At 69.8% G+C, this 18785-nt stretch carries 21 protein-coding genes; 15 read left to right on the top strand and 6 right to left on the bottom strand.

Translation table 11 applies throughout. From position 1 onward, the window contains the following. Positions 1–215 precede the first annotated feature (215 nt). Positions 216–1742 carry an aspartate ammonia-lyase gene (locus HNR01_RS05325; RefSeq protein ID WP_183667187.1) on the top strand — a complete coding sequence of 509 codons (1527 nt, stop codon included), beginning with the start codon at positions 216–218 and terminating at the stop codon, positions 1740–1742. 13 nt (positions 1743–1755) lie between these two features. On the opposite strand, the gene HNR01_RS05320 is transcribed toward HNR01_RS05325, so the two are convergent. Next, positions 1756–2817, bottom strand: a complete 1062-nt coding sequence (locus HNR01_RS05320) for an SDR family oxidoreductase (protein WP_183667026.1) — start codon at positions 2815–2817, stop codon at positions 1756–1758. A 108-nt stretch (positions 2818–2925) separates the two neighbouring features. On the opposite strand from HNR01_RS05320, the gene HNR01_RS05315 reads away from it, so the two are divergent. Continuing rightward, a complete protein-coding gene (locus HNR01_RS05315) occupies positions 2926–3303 on the top strand; it encodes a winged helix-turn-helix transcriptional regulator (RefSeq protein WP_183667025.1) in 378 nt (125 codons plus the stop codon). Between the two features lie 9 nt (positions 3304–3312). Here the strand turns inward: HNR01_RS05315 and HNR01_RS05310 are convergent, their stop codons facing one another. Next, positions 3313–4704, bottom strand: coding sequence for a GntP family permease (locus HNR01_RS05310; protein ID WP_183667024.1), 1392 nt, complete (start codon positions 4702–4704; stop codon positions 3313–3315). A 79-nt stretch (positions 4705–4783) separates the two neighbouring features. Beyond that, positions 4784–5275: a GNAT family N-acetyltransferase gene (locus tag HNR01_RS05305; protein WP_017484211.1), complete on the bottom strand. Its 492-nt coding sequence runs from the start codon at positions 5273–5275 to the stop codon at positions 4784–4786. A gap of 297 nt (positions 5276–5572) precedes the next feature. On the opposite strand from HNR01_RS05305, the gene HNR01_RS05300 reads away from it, so the two are divergent. Further along, positions 5573–6073 (top strand): hypothetical protein, encoded by a 501-nt coding sequence (locus tag HNR01_RS05300; RefSeq protein ID WP_017484212.1) that lies wholly within the window; start codon positions 5573–5575, stop codon positions 6071–6073. Positions 6074–6091: 18 nt separating this feature from the next. Here the strand turns inward: HNR01_RS05300 and HNR01_RS05295 are convergent, their stop codons facing one another. Then, positions 6092–6949 (bottom strand): DUF3750 domain-containing protein, encoded by an 858-nt coding sequence (locus HNR01_RS05295; RefSeq protein ID WP_183667023.1) that lies wholly within the window; start codon positions 6947–6949, stop codon positions 6092–6094. Positions 6950–7240: 291 nt separating this feature from the next. On the opposite strand from HNR01_RS05295, the gene HNR01_RS05290 reads away from it, so the two are divergent. After that, on the top strand, positions 7241–9376 hold the full coding sequence (locus HNR01_RS05290; RefSeq protein WP_183667186.1) for a TonB-dependent receptor: 2136 nt from the start codon (positions 7241–7243) through the stop codon (positions 9374–9376). Positions 9377–9420: 44 nt separating this feature from the next. Here the strand turns inward: HNR01_RS05290 and HNR01_RS05285 are convergent, their stop codons facing one another. Together HNR01_RS05285 and HNR01_RS05280 are read right to left on the bottom strand one after the other, a co-directional pair. Then, a complete protein-coding gene (locus tag HNR01_RS05285; protein ID WP_183667022.1) occupies positions 9421–9903 on the bottom strand; it encodes a hypothetical protein in 483 nt (160 codons plus the stop codon). Positions 9904–9933: 30 nt separating this feature from the next. Further along, positions 9934–10446, bottom strand: coding sequence for a peptide deformylase (locus HNR01_RS05280; RefSeq protein WP_183667185.1), 513 nt, complete (start codon positions 10444–10446; stop codon positions 9934–9936). 363 nt (positions 10447–10809) lie between these two features. On the opposite strand from HNR01_RS05280, the gene HNR01_RS05275 reads away from it, so the two are divergent. The 11 genes from HNR01_RS05275 (at position 10810) to HNR01_RS05225 (ending at position 18734) form a co-directional block, all read left to right on the top strand. After that, entirely contained in the window at positions 10810–11067 is a 258-nt protein-coding gene (locus HNR01_RS05275) for a hypothetical protein (RefSeq protein ID WP_183667184.1), read from the top strand. Between the two features lie 524 nt (positions 11068–11591). Beyond that, positions 11592–11801 (top strand): cold-shock protein, encoded by a 210-nt coding sequence (locus tag HNR01_RS05270; RefSeq protein WP_017484218.1) that lies wholly within the window; start codon positions 11592–11594, stop codon positions 11799–11801. Positions 11802–12021: 220 nt separating this feature from the next. Then, complete coding sequence (locus HNR01_RS05265; RefSeq protein WP_017484219.1) at positions 12022–12402, top strand: DUF6481 family protein; 381 nt, start codon at positions 12022–12024, stop codon at positions 12400–12402. Positions 12403–12740: 338 nt separating this feature from the next. Then, positions 12741–13106: a hypothetical protein gene (locus tag HNR01_RS05260; protein WP_026105481.1), complete on the top strand. Its 366-nt coding sequence runs from the start codon at positions 12741–12743 to the stop codon at positions 13104–13106. 92 nt (positions 13107–13198) lie between these two features. Next, on the top strand, positions 13199–13573 hold the full coding sequence (locus HNR01_RS05255) for a PH domain-containing protein (protein WP_017484221.1): 375 nt from the start codon (positions 13199–13201) through the stop codon (positions 13571–13573). A gap of 11 nt (positions 13574–13584) precedes the next feature. Then, positions 13585–14076, top strand: coding sequence for an AAC(3)-I family aminoglycoside N-acetyltransferase (locus tag HNR01_RS05250; protein ID WP_183667021.1), 492 nt, complete (start codon positions 13585–13587; stop codon positions 14074–14076). A gap of 283 nt (positions 14077–14359) precedes the next feature. After that, a complete protein-coding gene (rpsF, locus tag HNR01_RS05245; protein WP_017484223.1) occupies positions 14360–14803 on the top strand; it encodes a 30S ribosomal protein S6 in 444 nt (147 codons plus the stop codon). 2 nt (positions 14804–14805) lie between these two features. Continuing rightward, a complete protein-coding gene (gene rpsR, locus HNR01_RS05240; protein ID WP_004446294.1) occupies positions 14806–15060 on the top strand; it encodes a 30S ribosomal protein S18 in 255 nt (84 codons plus the stop codon). A 130-nt stretch (positions 15061–15190) separates the two neighbouring features. Continuing rightward, complete coding sequence (locus tag HNR01_RS05235) at positions 15191–16258, top strand: DUF2232 domain-containing protein (RefSeq protein ID WP_183667020.1); 1068 nt, start codon at positions 15191–15193, stop codon at positions 16256–16258. Between the two features lie 34 nt (positions 16259–16292). After that, positions 16293–16865: a 50S ribosomal protein L9 gene (gene rplI, locus HNR01_RS05230; protein WP_017484225.1), complete on the top strand. Its 573-nt coding sequence runs from the start codon at positions 16293–16295 to the stop codon at positions 16863–16865. A 381-nt stretch (positions 16866–17246) separates the two neighbouring features. Beyond that, positions 17247–18734 carry a replicative DNA helicase gene (locus HNR01_RS05225; RefSeq protein WP_017484226.1) on the top strand — a complete coding sequence of 496 codons (1488 nt, stop codon included), beginning with the start codon at positions 17247–17249 and terminating at the stop codon, positions 18732–18734. Positions 18735–18785: the final 51 nt, after the last annotated feature.

Raw genomic sequence — 18785 nt, 5'->3', positions numbered from 1 at the left:
CGGCTGAACGATCCAAGGCGGAGCGTTCCAGGCTCGAACGCTCCGCCGGGGTCGCGGCCGGAGGCGAGGATGCTCCCGGCCGCCAGGACACGGCCGGGAAGGCCGGGAGCCCGGATGGCACGGGAAAGAAGGCGGCCGGGGCCAAGGTGAAAGGCAAGTCTGCAGTCAAGGCGGGGGCCAAGGCCGCAAACAAGGCAGCGGCCAAGGCCGGCGCCATCGCCGCGGCCGAGCAGGCCGGCCGCCCGGCCACGCCCGGCACGGCGGCGCCCCAGGAGGAGGATCTCGCCGTCGCCACCGTGCGCAAGGTGGCGATGGAGGGCGCCAAGACCCGCTCCGAGCACGATCTGCTCGGCGATGCCGAGGTGCCGGCGGACGCGCTGTGGGGCATCCACACCAAGCGCGCGGTGGCGAACTTCCCGATCACCGGCGTGCCGGTCGGCCATTATCCGGATCTCGTGCGGGCGCTCGCCCTGGTGAAGCAGGCGGCCGCGCGAGCCAACCACCGCCTCGGCTACCTGCCGGCGGGGAAGGCCGCGATCATCGACGAGGCCTGCACCCTGGTCGCGACCGGCCCGGTCTACGCCGAATCCTTCGTGGTCGACGCGATCCAGGGCGGGGCCGGCACCTCGACCAACATGAACGTCAACGAGGTCATCGCCAATGTCGGCTTGAGGCTGATGGGACGGGCGCCGGGCGACTACGCCGCTTTGCACCCCAACGACGACGTCAACATGGCGCAATCCACCAACGACGCCTACCCGACAGCCCTGCGGCTCGCGGTGATCTTCGCCACGAAACCGCTGGTGAAGGCGCTCGACGACCTCGCCTACGCCTTCAAGAGCAAGGCGGTGGAGTTCGCCGACGTGCTGAAGATGGGCCGCACCCAGCTCCAGGACGCGGTGCCGATGACGCTGGGCCAGGAATTCGACGGCTTCCACGCCACCATCAAGGAGGATGTGGCGCGGCTCAACGAGATCGTCGGCCTCTTCCGCGAGGTGAACCTCGGCGCCACCGCGATCGGCACCGGCCTCAACGCCGACCCGCGCTACGCCGCGCTGGCGGTGGAGGAGCTGTCGCGGCTCTCCGGCCAGCCGATGGTGCTGGCCTCCAACCTGATCGAGGCGACCTCGGATCTCGGCGCCTTCGTGCTGTTCTCCGGCACCCTGAAGCGCGTCGCGGTCAAGCTCTCGAAGATCTGCAACGACCTGCGCCTGCTCTCGTCCGGCCCCCGTGCGGGCTTCGGCGAGATCCGCCTGCCCGCGGTGCAGGCCGGCTCCTCGATCATGCCGGGCAAGGTCAACCCGGTGATCCCGGAGGTGGTCAACCAAGTGGCCTACATGGTGATCGGCCACGACCTCACGGTGACGCTCTGCGCCGAGGGGGGCCAGCTCCAGCTCAACGCCTTCGAGCCGACCATCGGCTACTGCGTGCTGAGCTCCCTGCGGATGCTGAGCGCGGCGATCGACACCCTGACCAAGCGCTGCGTCGAGGGAATCGAGGCGGATCGCGAGCGCTGCCGCGGTCTGGTCCAGGGCTCGATCGGCCTCGTCACGGCGCTGGCGCCGACGCTCGGCTACGAGGCGAGTTCCCGCATCGCCCGCCGCGCGCTCCGGGAGAACCGCACGGTGGCGGAACTGGTGCTGGAGGAGGGCCTCCTCACCGAGGCCCAGCTCAATGGGCTTCTGGAACTCGAGGCCATGACCCATCCGACCCGGCGGCAGAAGGCCGGGACGGTGGAATGAGCCTCACCGTCGGTCACGGGATGACCCGGTCGGCCCGCAGCCGGGCGAACAGGTCGAAGAAGGCGTCGTCCGAGGGCTGGTAGTCGAGAAAGCCCAGGCGGCGGCTCTTGCTCATGTCGGTGACGACCTCGATCGGGCGGCCGAGATCGGCATCGGTGTGCCAAGCCGACGCCAGGCGGTTGAGGTCGGGCTCGATCAGGCCGTGGCGCGCCGCGATCTCCGCCCAGAGCGGGGCGGCGCCCGCCAATTGGTGTTCGAGCGGGTTGACCTCCCCGTCGAAGGGCGCGGGTTCGACCCCGAACCATCGGGCGAGTTGCCCCCACATCCATTGCCAGCGGAAGACGTCGCCGTTGACGACGTTGAAGGCCTCATTGTGCGCCGCCTCCGTCAGCGCCGCCCATTCGAGGTGGCGAGCCAGGAGCCGCGCATCGGTGACGTCGGTGAGCCCGTTCCACTGCGCCGCCGAGCCGGGGAAGCGGAAGGGGCGCCCGGTCTCCCGGCAGAGCGTGGCGTAGACGGCCAGCGTCACGCCCATGTTCATGGCGTTGCCGAGCGCATAGCCGACGATGGTGTGCGGGCGGTGCACGGTCCAGGTGAAATTCTGGCGCGCGGCGGCCTCGAACACCGCATCCTCCTGCGCGTAGTAGAAATTCTCGACCGGAAGGCGCGGCAGGTCTTCGCGAAACGGCGTCGGCGGCAGGCTGCCTTTGCCATAGGCCTCGAACGGCCCGAGATAGTGCTTGAGGCCCGTCACCAGCGCCACGTGGCGCACGCTGCCGGCCGGGCGCAGGGCCTCGAGCAGATTTGCGACCATCGCCGCGTTCACGCGGATGTTCTCGGCCTCCGTGGCTTGGCGCAGCCAAGTGGCGAGGAAGACGTGGCTGGGCGCATGCCCGTCGAGCGCCCGGGCCAGCCCCTCCGGGTCGAGCAGGTCGGCGGCGACCGGCGAGACGCCGGCAATGTCCGGCGGGCGGCGGGCGAGCCCCTCGACCGTCCAGCCCCGCCCGACGAGGTGCCGGGCGAGGTTGTTGCCGACGATGCCGCCGACGCCCGCGATCAGTGCCGTTCCGGTCATGTCTGTCTCCGCTCTCTTCCGCAGACCCGTCGCCACGGAGCTAGGCGTCCCGTCCGGACGGCGCTAGACGGCACCCTTTGGGGTCATAGGCACCGAAAGGTTACCACCATGGAGCCGGGAAGCCCGGACCACGAGGGGCGGGAGGATTGCGCGCCGCGCCGGATCCTGGCGCTGTTCTCGACCAAATGGACCAGCATGGTCCTGCACACGCTCCACACCCTTCACGGGGGACGCGCCCGCACCGGCGTGCTCCACCGCAGCCTGCCCGGCATCTCAAAGAAGATGCTGACCCAGACGCTGCGGGAAATGGAGGGCAGCGGCCTCGTCACCCGCCATGTCGAGGGCACGGTGCCGCCCGCCGTGGAGTACCGGATCACCCCGCTCGGGTGCCGCTTCGTGGAGCCGGTGGAACTGCTCTACGCCTGGAGCCGGGCCAATGCCGACGCCCTCGACAGCCTCGGCCCTCGCTCGAACACCCGGCGATGAGCGGAGGGCTCAGACCAAGCCGGTGAGATAGTAGACGCCGATGACGAAGAACACGGCCACGGTCTTGATGATCGTGATGGCAAAGATGTCGCCGTAGGACTGTCGATGGGTGAGCCCGGTGACGGCGAGCAGGGTGATCACCGCGCCGTTATGGGGCAGGGTGTCCATGCCGCCGCTCGCCATGGAGGCGACGCGGTGCATCACCTCGAGCGGGATGCCGGCCGCCTGCGCCGCCTCGACGAAGCGGCCGGACAGCGCTCCGAGCGCGATCGAGAGCCCGCCCGAGGCCGAGCCGGTGACGCCAGCGAGCACGTTGACCGTCACCGCCTCGTTGATCAGCGGGTTGGGGATCGCCGAGAGCGCGTCCGAGATCACCTTGAAGCCCGGAAGCGCGGCGATGACCGCGCCGAAGCCGTACTCGGTGGCGGTGTTCATGCCGGCCAGGAGCGAGCCCGCCACCGCCGCCTTTGACCCCTCGGAAAAACGCTCCGCGAGGTTGCGGAAGCCGAGGATCACGGTGGCGAGGATGCCGAGCAGGAGCGCGCCCTGCACCGCCCAGATCGCCGCCACGGTCTTGACCTGGACCGTGACCGGGTGGGCGGCCATTTCCGGGGTCAGCGCGGCGCTCGCCTGCTCGCCGTAGGCCGCCGTGATCCAGGCGAGCAGCAGCTTGTTGCCGATCCCGACGATGAGGAGCGGCAGGATCGCGACCAGGGGATGGATGACGACCCGATCCTCGACCGCCTGCGGCTCGTTGCTGTGGCCCTCGCCGTACCCCTCGTCCCCGGCCCGGCGGCGGCGCCATTCGAGATAGGCGACGCCGACGCAGAACACGAAGAGCGCGCCGATGATCCCGAGCCAGGGGGCGGCGTAGGCGTCGGTCTTGAAGAAGGAGGCCGGGATGATGTTCTGGATCTGCGGCGTGCCCGGCAGGGTGTCCATGGTGAAGGTGAAGGCGCCGAGCGCGATCGTTCCCGGGATCAAGCGTTTCGGGATGTTCGAGCGGCGAAACAGCTCGGCGGTGAAGGGGTAGACCGCGAAGACGGCGACGAACAGCGAGACGCCGCCATAGGTCAGGATCGCACCCACCAGCACGATGGCGACGACCGCCCTCCCCTCGCCCAGGAGCCCGGTGACGGCGCCGACGATGGAGCGGGCAAAGCCCGAGATCTCGATGAGCTTGCCGAACACGGCGCCGAGCAGGAAGACGGGAAAGTACAGCTTCAGGAAGCCGACGAGCTTCTCCATGAACAGGCCGGAGAACAGGGTCGGCACGGCCGCCGGGTCCGTCAGCAGCACCGCGCCCATGGCGGCGACGGGGGCGAACAGGATCACCGAGAAGCCGCGATAGGCGATCCCCATCAGGAAGAAGAGCGCCGCGAGGCAGATCAGGAAGCTCAAGGACGCGCCCTCCCCGCACCTCTCACGGTGCGCGGTGATCAATCTGTCCCAAGCGCGGCCGTGTTCAATGGAGGCGGGGTTACAGGCTCCGGTGCATCACCAGCGCGTCGACCGGTCCCTGCACGGGATGGCGGAACACGCCGGGCAGGCGGCCGACCTCCCGCAGGCCGAGGCTCGTCCACAGGGCGACGGCGTGGGCATTGGTGGCGACGACGAGGTTGAACTGCATCGCGGAGAAGCCCAGCGCCCGCGCGGTCTCGAAGGAATGCAGGCCCATGGCGCGGGCGATGCCCCGGCCCCGCGCGGCCGGATGCGTGGCGAAGGTTCCGTTGGCGACGTGATCGCCGGGCCCGAGCTGGTTGGCGCGGATGTAGTAGCTGCCCAGCACCGCTCCGGCGTCCTGCGCGACGAAGACGTGGTGGGCCGGGGAGAACCAGTAGGCGAGCGCCCGCTCCCGGTCCCAGTCCCGCGGCAGGGCGTAGGTCTCGCCCGCGCGCAGGATCGGCTCCAGGATCGACCAGATCGCGTCCTGGTCGTGATGGTGCGCCGGGCGGAGGGTGAGGTCGGTCATCGTGTCCGTGGAGACGTGTCGGCAGCTCGAAGCCGCTCCCGGTGCTGGTAGCACGGATGGGAGCCCGCCGGAGCCGTGGTCGGGCGCGGCCGGGTCTTTCGGCGTAGAGGCTTGCCCCATCCGGGGGCTCCCGTCCCGGCAAGCCGGCGAATCTCCTTCAAGCCGCGGAAAAACATGACAAACCCCCGCATCGCACCGGCCCGGTCCCGGCATTGACGGCGTGATTCTTCCGCCTTGAGACTTCGTGGCGGCCGCGTCGCGCGGCCGAACCAAGACGTATTCGAGGGAGCGAACGCGATGTCTCGAAGATCGACGATCCTTGCTGCCGTCCTGTCGCTCGCGCCGGTGTTTTCGGCCGCCTCCATCGCGATGCCGATGGGCGGCAGCTTCACCGGCCGCGTCGACAGCCAGACCCCGCAGGTGCTGGGTCCGAACGAGGTCAAGCTCCGGCAGACCGCCTCCGGGATCAATACCGGCCCCGGCACGCCGCTCGACGGCGCTCAGGTCCAGTGGGTGGAGACCGTCACGCTCAAGAACGGCCAGGGCCCGGTGGAAGGCACCATCACCTTCACGACCCCCGGCGGCTCGACGTCGAGCCGCTACAAGGGCACCGTCACGACCGATGCGCAGGGCCGCGTCACGGCATCGGGCACCTATCGGGACGGCCCGGCCACCGGCGAGTTCGCGGGTACGAAGGGCAACGGCACCTTCTCCCTCGCCTATTCCTCGAAGACGGACTTCGCCGGCCAGTGGCAGGGCGAGGTGACGCTGCCGGGCCAGAAATCCTCGAAGCGTTGAAGCCCCCCCGGAGGGACCTCAGCCCGAGACGGGACCGGAGGCCGGGCGGCGCTCCGGCCCCGTTGTCGGGCGCGCCTTGTCGACGTCGCCGCCGGGGATCAGCGCGATCCGGCCCCAGCCCGGCAGCTTCAGGGCCGGACGGCGCCAGTCGAGGCCGGCCACTGCACCGAGCAGGTTGAGCTCGAGCCCGTCGACCCAGCCGACGGTGAGGCCGAGATAGCCGCGCCAGGACAGGCGCAGTCCGGTACTGCTCGGGGTGATCTCGGCGTAGCGCCCCGACGGGGTCCAGTCCTTGCCCAGAGCGGTGGGGGGCAGCGGCACGTCGTTGTCGGGGATGCGCGCGACGACGTGGGCGGCGAAGGTGTTCGAGTTCGGCCCCGGCCACGCCTGGTACGAGCCCTGGCTGCGATAGGGATAGTCCGCCACCGCCGCGCGGATCTGCGGAATCGCCCGCCCCGCCGCCTCGCCGTCGAGCCCGAGCACGATCTCGGGCGCGTTGCCGAACCAGCGCCCGTCCGGGGCGTAGGCGTCGGTGCGCACGGGCGTGCCCCAGCCGACCACGTCGTAGCGGGTGTAGCGGGCGGCACCCGCCTCCTTGATCACCACCCAGCTGTGATGGGCGAAGATGCCCCGCCAGCGCCCGACCCGGGCGGCGTAGACCCGCACCATCGCCCCCGGCACGGCGGCGGCCGGGGGCAGGAGGCCGGCGCTCGACCAGTCCGCCGTCGACCAGTTCTCCGCACGCCCGCCTTTCGCGCTCCACCACAGGGCGTGGGTCGCGAGCGGTACGAGGAAGAGAAGGACGAGGAGGCCGAGGCCGAGGAGAAGGAAGCGGAGGGCGGGCAGAAGCACGTCGAGAAGCACGTCGGCAGGCATCGGGTTCCGAGAGGCGGCAGATCCCGACAGGCGGCACGCTCCTCCGGGACGTCCAATGTCAGGCTCGGTTCCGCCCGGCACAAGCGCCCGCGACGCCGTGAACCGGGGCAGGCCGCAGGCGCCGTGCAGCAGCGCACCGGGGAAGAGCGCCTGATGCAGGCCGGTCACACCCCGGATCGATGACGGGACGCGCGGCGGATAGGGCTTGCAACATTGTAACATCTCACAGATGAAACATTGTAACGTCATCAGTCTGGATCGGTGGGAATGCGGCGCGGGCGCTCGAAACGGATGCTGCTGTCGGCGGGGGCGATGCTGACGGCCGCGGCCATCGCACCGGCGCGGGCGCAGCAGGCGACCACGCTGGAGGAAATCAGCGTGACCTCGGTGAGCCCGATCCAGGGCCGGGCCGCCGCCCCGCCCGCCCAGCCCCCCGCTCAACTCCCCGCCTCCCTTCCTCCCATCCGGGCGGCCGAGGTACTGCTGGTGGTGGCGAACACCTTCTCGCCGGTCACCGTGGTGCCGCAGGAGCGGATCGCCCGTGACCAGCCGCGCACGCTCGGCGACGCACTGTTCGACCGGCCCGGCATCTCCGCCTCGACCTACGCGCCGGGGGCGGCCTCCCGCCCGATCATCCGCGGCCTCGACAACGCCCGGGTGCGCATCCAGGAGAACGGTATCGTCAACGGCGGCGTGTCGGATCTCGGCGAGGACCACGCGGTGCCGGTCAACCCGCTCAATTCCGGCCGGATCGAGGTGATCCGCGGCCCCGCGACGCTGCGCTACGGCTCGGGCGCGATCGGCGGCGTGGTCTCGGCCGAGAACAACCAGGTGCCCACCTTCATCCCCGCCCGCGGGATCACCGGGCAGGTCACGACGGGCTACACCACCGTCGACAACGGCCGGACCGGCGCGGCCAGCGTCGATGCCGGCGCCGACGGGATCGCGGTCCACGCCGACGGCTTCAGGACCGCCACCGATTCCTACGCGATTCCCGGCGGCATCCAGCGCAACTCGGCCACCGAATCGCAGGGCGGCTCGGTCGGCATCTCGGCGATCGGCGACCGCGGCTTCGTCGGCCTCTCCTACAGCCACTACGACGCGATCTATCAGATCCCCGGCGGCGAGGCGGAAGAGGCGCGCACCCGCCTGACCCCGAACCAGGACCGGCTGCTCGCCCGCGGCGAGTACCGGCCGCTGAACGGGCCGTTCGAGGTGCTGCGGTTCTGGGCCGGCGGCTCGGTCTACCGCCACGAGGAGATCGGCATCGGCGAGGACGGGATCGAGGGCGTCCAGGCGATCTTCAAGAACCGCGAGGTCGAGGCCCGCTTCGAGGCGCAGCACGTTCCGGTCTTCACCGCGCTCGGCACGCTGACCGGCGCGGTCGGCGTGCAGGCGGGCCGGCGCGTGCTGAACTCGCAGCTCGAGAGCTTCCTGCCACCGACCGAGTCGCGGATGCTCGCCGGCTACCTGTTCGAGGAGCTGGCGGTGGGGGGCGGCCTGCGCTTCCAGGCGGCGGGCCGGATCGAGGGCGACCGGGTCAACAGCATCGCCACGCTGTTTCCCAACGATTACCTGCCCGACGGCACCGATCCGTTCAGCTACGCCCTGACCCGCCGCTTCGCCCCGAAGAGCGCCAGCATCGGCGCGCTGCAGGATCTGCCCTACGGCTTCGTGGCCAGCCTCAACGGCTCCTACGTCGAGCGCGCGCCGACGGGCTACGAGCTGTTCTCGCAAGGGCCGCACGACGCCACCGCGACCTTCGAGATCGGTGACCCGACCCTGCGGCTGGAGCGCGCCCGCACGGTCGAGATCTCGTTGCGCCGGGCGGAAGGCCCGCTGCGCCTCGACGCCACCGGGTACTACACCCGCTACACCGGCTTCATCTACAAGCGCGACACCGGCAATCGCTGCGACGACGACTTCGCCTCCTGCGGCAGCGGCGACGAATTGCGCCAAGTGGTCTATTCGCAGGCCAACGCCACCTTCTACGGCGCCGAGATCGGGGCGCAGCTCGACCTCCTGCCCGTCGGCGACGGCTGGGCCGGGATCGAGGCGCAGTACGACTTCGTCCGCGCCCAGTTCGACGACGGCTCCTACGTGCCGCGTATCCCGCCGCACCGGCTCGGCGGCGGCGCCTTCGTGCGGGCGAACGGCTGGTTCGCGCGGATCAACCTGCTCCACGCCTTCGACCACACCGAGATCGCCCCGTTCGAGACGGTGACGCCGGGCTGGAACGATCTGCGGGCCGAACTCGCCTATACCCAGGCCCTCGATCCCGCGGTCTACGGCGCCACCGAGGTCACGCTCGGCCTCCAGGGCCGCAACCTGCTCGACGACGACATCCGCAACTCGGCCTCGTTCAAGAAGGACGAGATCCTGCTGCCGGGCCGCAATCTGCGCCTGTTCCTGACGGCGCGGTTCTGAGGCGTCCTCCCCCGAACCGAATCGCAATCCTACTTGCCGCACCCCTACTTGGTGCGGGCCGGCTTTCCCGCCGGCCGCTCGGGCGGCGTGACGGCGCCCGCCACCGTCCAGTGGCACACCGCGGTGCTCTTGAGGGTGAGGCAGTCGTAGGCACGGCCGTTGAGGACGACGTGGTCGGCGAGCCCCGTGACCGCGGCGCGGTCGACGGGGCTGCAGCCGAGATCGGATTTCGGATCGGTCGCGACCGCGAGCGCGGCGGCCCGGTCGTCCCCCGTGCTGCGCAGGAGGCTGCGCAGATTGGCCAGCGAGGTGCAGCCGATCACGGAGGCGGGCCGGGTCGGGCCCTTCTGATCGCCGGAGCGGTTGCCGGCGCCGGACGCCGCTCCCTGCGCCGCCCCCTGTGCCGCTGCGGCTCCGATCGGACCGGAGGCGCAGAGGCCCGCGAGCCCGAGGATCAGGGCGGCGGACCGGAAAAGACAGGATGGCGGGCGAGGCATCGGCGGCTCACGGGCGAGGAGCGCGGTCATAGCATGAAGTCATAGCATGACGGCCCGCCCTCACGGTTCCGTCCGCGCCCGCTGCGCCCGCAGCTTGGCGTAGCGCTTGAGGACCCGGTCGCGGCGCAGCCGGCTCAGCCGGTCGATCCAGAAGATGCCGTCGAGCTGATCGATCTCGTGCTGCAGGCAGGCGGCGCGCAGGCCCTCGGCCTCCTCCCGCTCGGCACCGTCGAGGTCGCGGTAGCGCACCCGGATCCGGGCCGGCCGCTCCACCGGTTCGACCACGCCCGGCATCGAGACGCTGCCCTCCGGATGCGAGGCCCGCTCCGGCGAGGCCCAGGCGACGACGGGATCGACGTAGACCGCGTGCGGCTCGTCCGGCTGGAGGCGGATCACCGCCACCCGCTCCGGCTGCCCGATATGGATGGCGGTCAGTCCCATCGCCGAGACGGCGCCGAGGGTGTCGAGCACGTCCGCCGCGAGCGCGCGCACCGCCGCGGCGGGGGCGGCGATCGGACCGGCGGCCCGGTGCAGGCGCGCATCGGGATAGAGGACGAGCGGGCGGACGGGCATGCGGGCGGGTTCCGGGATCTGAGCCGGGAAGGGCTGGACGATGTCCGCCCCGGGCGACGATCCCGGGGCGGACATGGAGGCTCTCCCATACCAGAAGGCGGCCGGTCCGAAGCCTCCGCGTCGGCGAGCACACGCCCCTTCGTGACCGGCGGCGGAGGCCCTGCGCGGCGAACCCTCCCGTCGCACAAGCCGGTCCTGGGGCGGCTCCCGATCGGACGCGAAACCGGGACAATCCGCCTCGGCGAAGGCTTTCGCGGATCGAGTTCCAGTCTATCCGCGCAGATCGATTGGACCACGCAAATGCTGGAACCCGGACAGCATGAATGCATTGGACCCGGATTCCAGAAGGAGCACGCTATCATGATGAAGTCCATGACGACCCTGCTCGCTGGCACTGTCGTGGCAGCGACGATGGTCGCCGCGGCACCGGCCTCCGCGCAGTCGATCACGATCGGACCGGACGGCCCGGGCATCGATCTCCGGTCCCGGGGCCAGCGCGAGCGCGATTACCGCCGGGAGATGCGCATGCGCGACCGGGACGATTACTACCGCGAACAGCGCTTCCGGGACCGGGACCGGTTCGACCGGGGCGGCTACAGCCGTCGCGGCTACGATTACTGATCAAGGCCTGTCCCGCACCGTCGGGAGCGCGCCGTGACCGCTGCCGGTCACGGCGCGGCTTCAGGAACCGGAGCGATGGGCGGTGCCGGACGCCAGCGCGTCACTCGTTGCCGCGGGCGCACGATGCCTGCGCGTCGAATTCGCGAATCATCCGAATCGAAGGATGTTACCGCACAGATCCGCAACAAATGTTGTCCTCACAACAATGTTAAGCACCATTCATAGGATCGAATTCACCGCACTGCGCACGTACTCGTACCAAATGGCCAAGTTTCTGCCACGAATTTTCGTCTTGAATGACGAGCAGCGACGGAGGGAAACCTTTGCGCCGCTTGCGGGTTTGCCTCACCGAACGTAACTATGCCTTGTCGATCGGCGGCCGCCTTTCACGGGGCCTTCGATGCCCCCGGAAGGGACGCGGCACCGGCTTACTTCCTCGGTCGCTCTGACGAACGGGACGGCCTTTTCGGCCGGGAGCGGGACGCATTTCACACGGGGTGCCGCGGCGCGCAGGAGGAACCCGGATGAATACTGGTACCGTCAAATGGTTCGATGAAATCAAGGGCTACGGGTTCATCCAGCCCGATACCGGCGGAAAGGACGTGTTCGTCCACATCTCCGCCGTCCAGCAGGCGGGTCTGCGCGGCCTCGTCGAGGGACAGAAGGTGACCTTCGACGTCGAGAACGACCGTCGCAGCGGCAAGCCGGCTGCGGTCAACCTGCAGGCCTCCTGAGTCTGGATCTGTCCGGATCTCGGCCCTACATCTGCTTCCGTATCGCAACAGGCCCAAAAATGTTATCGGAGCCGCCCCGAACAGGGGCGACATCTGTTGCGTGTTGCGGCGCACTCGTGCATCGACTGCGCCGGTCTATCTGATCACAGCGCCGAATCCCGACCGTCCGGAACCAGGATTGATCCGGCGGTCGGTCGTGTCACCGCATGAGAAAGGTCATATGAGCGCATTCGACTTCAGGAACTTCGAAGACCGCCGCCAGAACTCCCAAGCCGCCAAGGCGGCATTGCTCGAGAAGTTCAAGGCCCGTACGCCTCTGGACGATCCGGAGATGATCGCCAAGGCCCAGGCCCGCGCCGAGGTCGCCCGTGCCCGCGAGGAGCGCGCCCGCGAGCGTGAGCGCATCCGGATCGAGACCGAGCGTAAGGCGGCTGAGGAGAAGCGCCTGCGCGAGGAGGCGGAACTCGCCGCCCAACTCGCCCGCGAAGCGGCCGAGGCCGCCGCCCTTGCCGAGCGCAAGGCCGCCGAAGCCGCCGAGAAGAAGGCGGCCCGCGACGCGCGCTACGCCGCCCGCAAGGCCAAGGTGAAGATCCGCCGCTGAGCCGCCCGCCGCTCCCGGCCTCCGGGAGCGGTGCGGAACGCACGGCCGAGCGATGGCCCGAAGCGATCGCTCCTTCAAGACCGACCCACGCGCCGGACGCCTCAAGCCCGGCGCGTTTTCTTTTGCCTCCTGTTCCTTTGCTTCTTGTTCCGTTGCCTCTTGCCCACCGCGGCCCCTATCGCGACGCCAGACTCGCCGCCCGGCGGCATTGCTTGTGGGCAGATGACGCAGTTCGGGGCCGGGATCGTCCGGCCACGCTTGGCAAGTCCGCTTCCCCCGACGTTAGAGTGCCGGACGCTTCGCCGATGCGCGCCGGGGCGAAACAGGGAGGCCAGACCGTGCGTATCCTGGGCAACCACTTCGGTTCGCCGGATCGGCGGCGACACGCCCCGTCCCTGACCGGCCTGTGTCTCGGCGCGCTGCTCGGTTTGAGCCTCGGCACAGGTCTCGGCACAGGTCTCGGCTTGGGTCTCGCGCCGTCGCCCGCCGCCGCGCAGAGCGAGCCGCCGATCCGCAGCGCGGAGGATGCGTTCTGCCGCAGCGAGGCGCGGGCGCAGGTCTTCTCCGCGCCGGATCCGCTCAATCTGGGCCTGCGCGAGATCGGCCGCCGCATCTGGGCGAGCTGCATGGAGCGGACCCAGCGCAAGGGGCTGGGCAAAGGACAGGGCAAGGGACAGAAATCCCGCAAGCGCCGTCACCGCTGAGCCGCAGCGCTCTCGCGCGGAAGCCGGACCGTCCCCACATCCCTGCCGGAGACTTGCCGGCCCCTGTGCCGGATACGGACCGGAGGCGAACGATGGGCATTCTCGACGGGCTGCTCGGGCATGGCAGCGACCTCTCCGCCGACGAGGTGGACCGGCAGATCGCAGGCGTGCTGGCGCCCGGCGAGACCGTGCGCGTCGCCTTCAAGGTGATCCGCGACCTCATGGTCTTCACCGACCGGCGCCTGATCCTGGTAGACCGCCAGGGCATGACCGGGCGCAAGGTCGAGTACCTCACCGTGCCCTACCGGGCGATCACCTCGTTCTCGGTCGAGACCGCGGGCAGCTTCGACATGGATTCGGAGCTCAAGATCTGGATCTCGGGCCGGCCCGAGCCGATCCAGCGCACCCTCAGGCGCGGCGCCGACATCTTGGGGATCCAACAGGCCATCGCCGGTTCGCTGAAATAGGTCCTTCCCGTATGGCGTCGAAGGATCGAACCAGGCCCGCCTCTTCGGTGCGACGCCTCGGTCCCGGCGACGTCCCGGCGATGCGCGCCCTCAACGCGCTGTTCGGGCGCGCCTTCGCCGAGCCCGCGACCTACGGCGCCGCCCCGCCCGACGACGCCTATCTGGCGGGCCTGCTCGCCCGGGAACATGTCGCGGTGCTGGTGGCGGAGCAGGACGGCGCCGTTCTCGGCGGACTCGTCGCCTACGAACTCGACAAGTTCGAGCAGGCCCGGCGCGAAATCTACATCTACGATCTCGCCGTCGATGCCGAGCACCGCCGCCGCGGCATCGCCACGGCGCTGATCCGGCACCTGCAGGCGCATGCCGCGCGCCGGGATGCCTGGGTCATCTTCGTCCAGGGAGACCCCGGCGACGGCCCGGCGCTCGCGCTCTACGACCGGCTCGGCGCCCGCGAGGACGTCCTGCATTTCGACCTGCCCGTCGGCGCTCCGCCCTTGCCGTAGCCCGTGCCACAGCCCTTGTCATAGCCCTTGCCATAGGCCGAGAAACCCTCTAAAGGCGCGGCCTTCGCGTTCGCTCCGGCCGGGGGCTGAACGGACGGTGCCGTCCTACGGCACAGGGCTTCTCCGCAAAAGAACCCGTCGTCCGGTGTCTCCGCCTTCGATCAACCGCTCGGGCCATCATCACGGCTCGAAGGGCTTGGCGCCGAGAGAATGCGGGACGAACCGGCCCGATTTAACCCGCAATCCGCGGGCGGGCTTCCTTATGGCAAGGAAAGGCCCAAAAATGCCTCTCTACGAGCACGTCTTCCTGGCGCGCCAGGACGTGACGGCCCAGCAGGTCGAGACCATGGTCGAGACCTACAAGGGCGTCATCGAGGCGGGCGGCGGCACGGTCGAGAAGATCGAGTCCTGGGGCGTCAAGTCCCTCGCCTACCGCATCAAGAAGAACCGCAAGGCGCATTTCACGCTCCTCAACATCTCCGCCCCCCCGGCCGCCCTGGCCGAGATGGAGCGCCAGATGCAGATCTCCGAGGACGTGCTGCGCTTCATGACCATCCGCGTCGAGCAGCTGGAGGCCGAGCCTTCCGCGATGATGCAGAAGCGCGACCGCGACGACCGCAAGGATCGCGACCGCGGCGACCGTCCGCGCCGGCGCGACGACGACTTCGGTGGTGACCGCGGCGACCGCGGCGACCGTCCCGAGCGCAACTTCGGCGGGGAGAACTGATCATGGCCTTCGGTGCTGGTGGTGGCGGCGGTGGCCGTCGTCCGTTCTTCCGTCGTCGCAAGAGCTGCCCGTTCTCGGGCGAGAACGCTCCCAAGATCGACTACAAGGACGTGAAGCTGCTCTCCCGCTACGTCTCGGAGCGCGGCAAGATCGTGCCGTCGCGCATCACGGCGGTCTCGGCTAAGAAGCAGCGCGAGCTCGCCCAGGCGATCAAGCGCTCGCGCTTCCTCGGCCTCCTGCCCTACGTCATCAAGTAGGACCTCCGGCCCGCCGCGCGCGGGCCGGCCATCATCGCCAGGGCGGCTCTCGAGGGGCCGCCCGATCGTTGGGGCGTCGTCTTCAGCCCCTAACCCTGCCCATCCTCGGGACAGCGGGACAGCGGACTTCATGACCAAGGACCTCTCCGTCGGCGCCGGCGCCGGCCTCGTGGCGGCGCTTCTGTTCGGCGTGCTGCTCAAGGCCACGGCCCTCGCCATCCTGCTCTACCTGCTCGCCCCGCTGCCGATCCTGATCGTCGGCCTGGGCTGGAGCCACCGTGCGGCGCTCGCTGCCGTCGTCTCGGGCGCCCTGGCGCTCGCCCTCTTCATCGCGCCCTCGCTCGGCCTCGCCTTCGCCGCCTACCTCGCCATCCCCGCATGGTGGCTCGCCTACCTCGCCCTTCTCGGCCGGCCCAAAGCGGACGGGACGGCGGAGGGCACGATCGAGTGGTATCCCACGGGGCGCCTGCTCGCCTGGGTCGCGGGCACCGCCGCGCTCGCCTTCATCGCCATCGCCGTCATCGCCTCGCCCGACTACGACACCTTCCGCGCGCAGCTCACCGCGATGAGCCGCCGGGTCGTGCAGGTCCAGGTGCAGCGCGGCCGGATTCCGCCGCCGGCCCAGACCGCCCCCACGAACGAGGCCCCGACCGGCACCACCGATCCATCCGCCGAGAAGCCTGCCGAGCCCGCCGCTCCGCAGTCGCAGGGCGAGGCTCAGACCGGCGAGAAGACCGACGATCTCGCCAGCGAGGTGGCCGATGCCCTGGCGACCGTCGCGCCCGCGATCGCCGCCCAGGGTCTGACGATCCTGTTCACCTTCTATCTCTGGGCCGCCGCCCGCATCGTGCAGATCTCGGGGCGCCTGCTCCGGCCCTGGCCCGACCTCCCCTCGACCGTGATGCCGCGGACCGCGCTCCTGGTCTTCGCCGCCGCCCTGACGCTGGCGATGGTGCCCGGCTATCCGGGCGCCCTCGGCATCGCCCTGATCGGCGCCTTCAGCGCGGCCTTCGCGCTCCAGGGACTTGCCGCCTTCCACGACCGCAGCCGCGGCCGGCCGGGGCGCTTCGCCCTGCTCGCCGGCCTCTACGTGCTGCTGTTCCTCACACAAGGGGTGGCCATGCTCGCCCTGATCCTGTTCGGCATCGCCGACACCGCCCTCGACCGGCGCCGCCCGAAACCCCGCGGCGACGCCTGAGACCAATCTTCCAACCCACTCAAGGAGAAGTCAGATGGAAGTCATCCTGCTCGAACGCGTCGCCAAGCTCGGCCAGATGGGCGAGACCGTGAACGTGCGCCCCGGCTACGCCCGCAACTTCCTGCTCGCCCGCGGCAAGGCCCTGCGCGCCACCGAGAACAACAAGAAGCACTTCGAGGCCCAGCGCGCCCAGCTCGAGGCGCGTAACCTCGAGCGCCGCAACGAGGCCCAGACCGTAGCCGAGAAGCTCGACGGCCAGAGCTTCGTGCTGATCCGCCAGTCCGGCGAGACCGGCGTGCTCTACGGCTCGGTCTCGACCCGCGACCTCGCGGACGTCGTCACCAAGGAGGGCTTCACCGTCGAGCGCGGCCAGTTCGTGCTCAACCAGCCGATCAAGACGCTCGGCCTGCACACCGTGCCGGTGACCCTGCACCCGGAGGTCGAGGTCAACATCACCGTCAACGTCGCCCGCTCGCCGGAAGAGGCCGAGCGCCAGGCCCGCGGCGAGTCGGTCACCGAGCGCGAGCAGTTCAACCTCGACGACCTCGGCCTGGAAGTCGGCCAGGCTCTGGCCGATGCCGGCGAGGGCGCCGACGACCGCGGCTGAGCCGGGGCTTTCCAGGGCTCTGCCCTGGACCCGCGAAAGGACTCGTCCTTTCGAAACCTGTGACGTCAGCCGCATAAGCGGTGGAGAACGGGGATGCGCCGGCCTCCGGCGTTGACTTGTTCCCAATCCGTTCCAGCATGACGCCCGCGATTCCCGTGCCCCGGGAGCCGCGGGCGTCTCGCGTTTCGCGAGGCATCGTCCCGAAAGCCGGCAGCCGGCTTTCGGGCGAAGACGATGCTTCCGGCCTATGGCGCGGGCGTTGCAGCCGGCTCACGGCGGGCCGGCTAAGGAAGGCTTCACCATCCCGAGGCAAGGTCCGGCGGGCATCAGACAGGGCGGCCGACCGGGCCGCCCATCGAAACGGAGCGACGGACAAGCGCCATGGCCCTGCCCAACGCCCTCACGGCCAACCTCGAGGCGGTGCAGCCGGAATACCGGGTGCCGCCGCACAACATCGACGCGGAGCAGGCCCTGCTCGGCGCGATCATGGTCAACAACGACGCCTATTATCGGGTCTCGGACTTCCTGCTGCCCGAGCACTTCATGGAGGCGGTCCACCGCCAGATCTTCGAAGTCGCGGTCTCGCTGATCAAGGCCGGCAAGCTCGCCACGCCGATCACCCTCAAGACCTATCTGGGCGATGCCGATCTCGGCGGCGTCACCCCGATGCAGTACCTCGCGCGGCTGGCGGCCGAGGCCACCACCGTCATCAATGCCGGCGAGTACGGACGCACCATCTACGATCTGGCGATCCGCCGCCGCCTCATCACCATCGGCGAGGATCTGGTCAACGGCGCCTTCGAGGCTCCGGTCGAGTCGAGACCGCGCGACCAGATCGAGGCCACCGAGCGCCGGCTCTACGAACTCGCCGAATCCGGCAAGTACGACGGCGGCTTCCAGAAATTCTCCGACGCGCTGACCGCGGCCATCGACATGGCGGCGAAAGCCTACCAGCGCGACGGCAAGCTGTCGGGCATCTCCACGGGGCTGACCGACCTCGACGCCAAGATGGGCGGGCTGCAGCCCTCCGACCTCATCATCCTCGCGGGGCGCCCGGCCATGGGCAAGACCTCGCTCGTGACCAACATCGCCTTCAACATCGCCAAGGCCTATCGCGGCGAGCGGCAGCCCGACGGCACCATGCAGACCGTCAACGGCGGCATCGTCGGCTTCTTCTCGCTCGAAATGTCGGCCGAGCAATTGGCGACCCGCATCATCGCCGAGCAGTCCGGCGTGCCCTCCTACAAGATCCGCCGCGGCGACATCCGCCCGGAGGATTTCTACAAGATCACCGATGCCGCCCGGGACATGCAGACGATCCCGTTCTACATCGACCAGACCGGCGGCATCTCGATCGCCCAGCTCGCCGCGCGCGCCCGGCGCCTCAAGCGGCAGAAGGGCCTCGACCTCCTCATCGTCGACTACCTCCAGCTCCTGTCAGGAAGCGGCAAGCGCAGCGACAACCGCGTGCAGGAAATGACCGAGATCACCACCGGCATGAAGGCCCTGGCCAAGGAGCTGGCGGTGCCGATCATCGGCCTGTCGCAGCTCTCGCGCCAGGTCGAGAACCGCGACGACAAGCGCCCGCAGCTCGCGGATCTGCGCGAATCGGGCTCGATCGAGCAGGACGCCGACGTGGTGATGTTCGTGTTCCGCGAGGAATACTACGTCGGCAACAAGAAGCCGCGCGAGGGCACGGAAGAGTTCTTCGCCTGGGAAGCCGAGATGCAGCGCGTCCACGGCAAGGCCGAGGTGATCCTGGGCAAGCAGCGCCACGGCCCGACCGGCACGGTGGAGCTGCAGTTCGACGCCAACATCACCCGGTTCTCGAACCTGGCGCAAAGCGACCGGATGCCCGAACAGATGTGATATCGGTGACCGGATCACCGGTCCCGCCTCCAACGGGGCTTCCCCGCAGGA

The sequence above is a fragment of the Methylorubrum rhodesianum genome, assembly GCF_014199985.1.
In the GTDB taxonomy this organism is placed as follows: domain Bacteria; phylum Pseudomonadota; class Alphaproteobacteria; order Rhizobiales; family Beijerinckiaceae; genus Methylobacterium; species Methylobacterium rhodesianum.
Note: the sequence above shows the minus strand (reverse complement) of the source record. Positions and strands in the feature narration are given on the sequence as shown.

Excerpts from the sequence above, each read along its gene's own strand:
- HNR01_RS05305 (WP_017484211.1), bottom strand. The coding sequence starts at position 5,275 with ATGACCGACCTCACCCTCCGCCCGGCGCACCATCACGACCAGGACGCG.
- HNR01_RS05250 (WP_183667021.1), top strand. The coding sequence starts at position 13,585 with ATGGCGTCGAAGGATCGAACCAGGCCCGCCTCTTCGGTGCGACGCCTC.
- HNR01_RS05315 (WP_183667025.1), top strand. The coding sequence starts at position 2,926 with ATGGAGCCGGGAAGCCCGGACCACGAGGGGCGGGAGGATTGCGCGCCG.
- HNR01_RS05300 (WP_017484212.1), top strand. The coding sequence starts at position 5,573 with ATGTCTCGAAGATCGACGATCCTTGCTGCCGTCCTGTCGCTCGCGCCG.
- rpsR (WP_004446294.1), top strand. The coding sequence starts at position 14,806 with ATGGCCTTCGGTGCTGGTGGTGGCGGCGGTGGCCGTCGTCCGTTCTTC.
- HNR01_RS05275 (WP_183667184.1), top strand. The coding sequence starts at position 10,810 with ATGAAGTCCATGACGACCCTGCTCGCTGGCACTGTCGTGGCAGCGACG.
- HNR01_RS05280 (WP_183667185.1), bottom strand. The coding sequence starts at position 10,446 with ATGCCCGTCCGCCCGCTCGTCCTCTATCCCGATGCGCGCCTGCACCGG.
- HNR01_RS05255 (WP_017484221.1), top strand. The coding sequence starts at position 13,199 with ATGGGCATTCTCGACGGGCTGCTCGGGCATGGCAGCGACCTCTCCGCC.
- HNR01_RS05320 (WP_183667026.1), bottom strand. The coding sequence starts at position 2,817 with ATGACCGGAACGGCACTGATCGCGGGCGTCGGCGGCATCGTCGGCAAC.
- HNR01_RS05295 (WP_183667023.1), bottom strand. The coding sequence starts at position 6,949 with ATGCCTGCCGACGTGCTTCTCGACGTGCTTCTGCCCGCCCTCCGCTTC.
- HNR01_RS05290 (WP_183667186.1), top strand. The coding sequence starts at position 7,241 with ATGCTGCTGTCGGCGGGGGCGATGCTGACGGCCGCGGCCATCGCACCG.
- rpsF (WP_017484223.1), top strand. The coding sequence starts at position 14,360 with ATGCCTCTCTACGAGCACGTCTTCCTGGCGCGCCAGGACGTGACGGCC.
- HNR01_RS05270 (WP_017484218.1), top strand. The coding sequence starts at position 11,592 with ATGAATACTGGTACCGTCAAATGGTTCGATGAAATCAAGGGCTACGGG.
- HNR01_RS05285 (WP_183667022.1), bottom strand. The coding sequence starts at position 9,903 with ATGACCGCGCTCCTCGCCCGTGAGCCGCCGATGCCTCGCCCGCCATCC.
- HNR01_RS05235 (WP_183667020.1), top strand. The coding sequence starts at position 15,191 with ATGACCAAGGACCTCTCCGTCGGCGCCGGCGCCGGCCTCGTGGCGGCG.
- rplI (WP_017484225.1), top strand. The coding sequence starts at position 16,293 with ATGGAAGTCATCCTGCTCGAACGCGTCGCCAAGCTCGGCCAGATGGGC.
- HNR01_RS05225 (WP_017484226.1), top strand. The coding sequence starts at position 17,247 with ATGGCCCTGCCCAACGCCCTCACGGCCAACCTCGAGGCGGTGCAGCCG.
- HNR01_RS05265 (WP_017484219.1), top strand. The coding sequence starts at position 12,022 with ATGAGCGCATTCGACTTCAGGAACTTCGAAGACCGCCGCCAGAACTCC.